Raw genomic sequence first — 3,470 nt, forward strand, 5'->3', positions numbered from 1 at the left:
CGGCATGAAACCCGGTCGCCCGATCATGGAGTGACACGATGCCCGCCTACCTTCGTTTTCCGACGATCTTCGGCAACATGGTGGTCTTCGCCGCCGAGGACGACCTGTGGATGGTCACCGCCGGCGGCGGGCGGGCCTTCCGGCTGACCGCCGGGGTGGCCGAGGCGGGATACCCGCGTTTCTCCCCCGGTGGCGACCGGCTCGCCTTCGTCGGCCGCGAGGAGGGGCCCGAAGAGGTCTACGTGATGCCCGCCGACGGTGGCGCGGCCCGGCGGGTGACCTACCACGGCGCCCGGTCCAGCGTCACCGGCTGGGATCCCGGCGGCGGCATCGTCTACGCCAGCGACCAGGGCCAGCCCTTCGACGGCCGCAGCTGGCTGCACCGGGTGGAACCGGATGGGATGCCCGAGCTCCTGCCGTACGGCCCGGCCAACACCATCTCCTACGGCCCGCGGATCGTGCTCGGCCGCAACACCGCCGACCCCGCCCGGTGGAAGCGCTACCGAGGTGGCACCGTGGGCGATCTGTGGATCGAGACCGGCGACGACGGGCGGTTCCGGCGGCTCACCGCGCTTCCCGGCAATCTCGCCTCGCCCTGCTGGGTCGGGGACCGGGTCTACTTCATCTCCGACCACGAGGGCGTGGGCAACGTCTACTCCTGCGACGCGAACGGCGGCGACCTGCGCAGGCACTCCGACCACGCCGACTACTACGCCCGCAACCTGTCGGGCGACGGCCACCGGCTGGTCTACCACGCCGGGGCCGAGCTCTACCTGGTGGAGGACGGCGAGTCGCGCCCCATCGAGGTACGGCTGCGCAGTTCGCGCACCCAGCTCAATCGCCGCTTCGCCTCGGCCGAGAACTTCCTGGACAGCGCCACGCTCAGCCCCGACGGCAGTGGCCTGGCCATCACCACCCGGGGCAAGGCGTTCTCCTTCGCCGCCTGGGAGGGTCCGGTACGCCAGCACGGGGCGCTGTACGGGGTGCGCTACCGGCTGCTGAACTGGTTCAACGACGGTGAGCGGCTCGTGGCGGCGGCCAGCGACGAGGGCGACCGCGAGGTGCTGGTGGTGCTCACCGCCGACGGCTCCGCCGACCCCGTCAGGCTCGACCACCTCGAGGTCGGCCGCGCCACCGCGCTGGAGGTCTCCCCCGCGGCCGACCTGGTCGCGGTGGCCAACCATCGCAACGAGCTGATCCTGGTCGACCTCACACCGGAGAAGTCCCCCAGAACCTCCAGGCGGAAAAAGGCTCTGGCACGGGGCAGGACCGTCGACTCCAGCGTGTTCGGCGCGATCGAGGACCTGGCCTGGTCCCCCGACGGCCGCTGGCTCGCGTACGCCTGCCGGGACACCGCGCAGACGACGGCGGTGAAACTGTGCCGGGTCGAAACAGGCGAGACCTTCTTCGCCACCCGGCCGGTGCTGCGGGACGCCCATCCCGCCTTTGACCCGGGCGGCGACTACCTCTACTTCATCGGCCGGCGTGTCTTCAATCCCGTCTACGACGAGCTCCACTTCGATCTGGGCTTCCCGCTGGGCTCCCGTCCCTACGCGATCGCGCTCCGCACCGATGTCACGTCTCCCTTCGTCCCCAAGCCCCGGCCTCTCACGGACGACGACGGCGGCGACGACGAGAACGAGGACGAGGAGGTGCCCGAGGTGGTCATCGATCTCGACGGCATCGAGAACCGGATCGTCGGCTTTCCCGTCCCCGAGGGCCGCTACGAGGGCATCGCCGGTATCAAGGGCAAGGCCGTCTACCTGACCTTCCCCGTCGAGGGCAGCCTCGGTGACGACTACGCCGACTCCTCCGAAGGCACCCTGCACGTCTACGACTTCGCCAAGCAGAAGCAGGAGACCATGGTCGGGGACGTGTCGGAGTTCCGGCTCGGCCGTGACCAGAGCACGTTGCTCTACCAGGCGGGCAGGCGGCTGCGGGTGGTCAAGGCGGGCGAGGAGCCTGAGAGCGACGAGACACCGGGCCGGACGAGCGGATGGGTGGACCTGTCCCGGGTCAAGGTGTCCATCCGCCCCGAGGCCGAGTGGCGGCAGATGTTCAGGGAGGCCTGGCGGCTGCAGCGGGAGAACTTCTGGACCGAGGACATGGCCGGGCTCGACTGGGACGGCGTCTACCTGCGCTACCTGCCGCTGGTCGACCGGGTCACCACCCGAGGGGAGTTCTCCGACCTGCTGTGGGAGCTCCTTGGCGAGCTGGGCACCTCGCACGCCTACGAGAGCGGCGGCGCCTACCGGCCCCGGCCGCACTACCGGCAGGGCAAGCTGGGCGTCGACTGGGCCTTCGAGGACGGCGTCCACCGGATCGCGAAGATCGTCGGTGGTGACCGGTGGGCCCCCGAGGCGACCTCGCCGCTCAACCGCCTCGGAGTGGACGTACAGCCGGGTGACGTGGTGCTGGCCGTCAACGGCCAGCCCGTCGGCGCCGAGGTCAGCCCCGACGAGCTGCTGGTCAACCAGGCCGATCAGGAGGTCCAGCTCACCATCCAGCGCGGGGACGAAAGGCGGACCGTCACCGTCAAGGCCGTCGACGACGAGCGGCCTGGCCGCTACCGCGACTGGGTGGAGGCCAACCGAGCCCGCTGCCACGAGCTCAGCGACGGCCGGATCGGCTACCTGCACATCCCCGACATGGGCCCGGAGGGCTACGCCGAGTTCCACCGCGGCTTCCTGACCGAGTACGACCGAGAGGCGCTCGTGGTGGACGTCCGCTTCAACGGCGGCGGCCACGTGTCGGCGCTGCTGCTGGAGAAGCTGGCCCGGCGCCGCCGGGGTTACAACTTCCCCCGCTGGGGCGTGCCCGAGCCCTACCCCGAGGAGTCACCGCGCGGCCCGATGGTGGCGATCGCCAACGAGTGGGCGGGCTCCGACGGCGACATCTTCAGTCACACCTTCAAGCTGCTCGGCCTGGGCCCGCTGATCGGCAAGCGCACCTGGGGCGGGGTGATCGGCATCTGGCCCCGGCATCACCTGGCCGACGGGACGGTCACCACCCAGCCGGAGTTCTCCTTCGCCTTCGACGACGTGGGCTGGCGGGTGGAGAACTACGGCACCGATCCCGACATCGAGGTCGACATCACTCCGCAGGACTACGCGGCGGGTGTGGACACCCAGCTGGACCGGGCGATCGAGGTCGCCCTGGAGCGCCTGGTCCTGCAGCCGCCGCACACCCCCAACCCGGCGGCCCGCCCCCGGCTCGTGGTGCCGCGTCTGCCACCCCGCCGGCGTTCCCGCTGACCGCGAGCCGGCCCGGGCTCGGGCACTGCCAGGCCGCCCAGCGAATCGATTGTTCTCCTGGAGGCCGTCTGCCGTCCTTCTTCCGGCCACCCGGCTCGCCGTGGCGGATCCCGTGTCACGGCCCCCGTGACGCGTAAGGGGCGCTTGACGACCGAAGGTCAGGGAGAGGCCCGGTTACGGGTACAATTTTTGGTGGCCCATTCGTCATGGGCCGAC

At 70.7% G+C, this 3,470-nt stretch carries 1 protein-coding gene; it reads left to right on the top strand.

Annotated elements, in window-relative coordinates; translation table 11 throughout:
• Positions 1-38: 38 nt before the first annotated feature.
• Complete coding sequence (locus ABZ260_RS48750; protein WP_355632141.1) at positions 39-3,254, top strand: PDZ domain-containing protein; 3,216 nt, start codon at positions 39-41, stop codon at positions 3,252-3,254.
• Positions 3,255-3,470: the final 216 nt, after the last annotated feature.

Source organism: Streptosporangium sp. NPDC006013, from assembly GCF_040614275.1.
In the GTDB taxonomy this organism is placed as follows: domain Bacteria; phylum Actinomycetota; class Actinomycetes; order Streptosporangiales; family Streptosporangiaceae; genus Streptosporangium.

What these genes read in the sequence shown, in the direction of transcription:
- ABZ260_RS48750 (WP_355632141.1), top strand. Translation starts at nt 39, where the DNA reads ATGCCCGCCTACCTTCGTTTTCCGACGATCTTCGGCAACATGGTGGTC.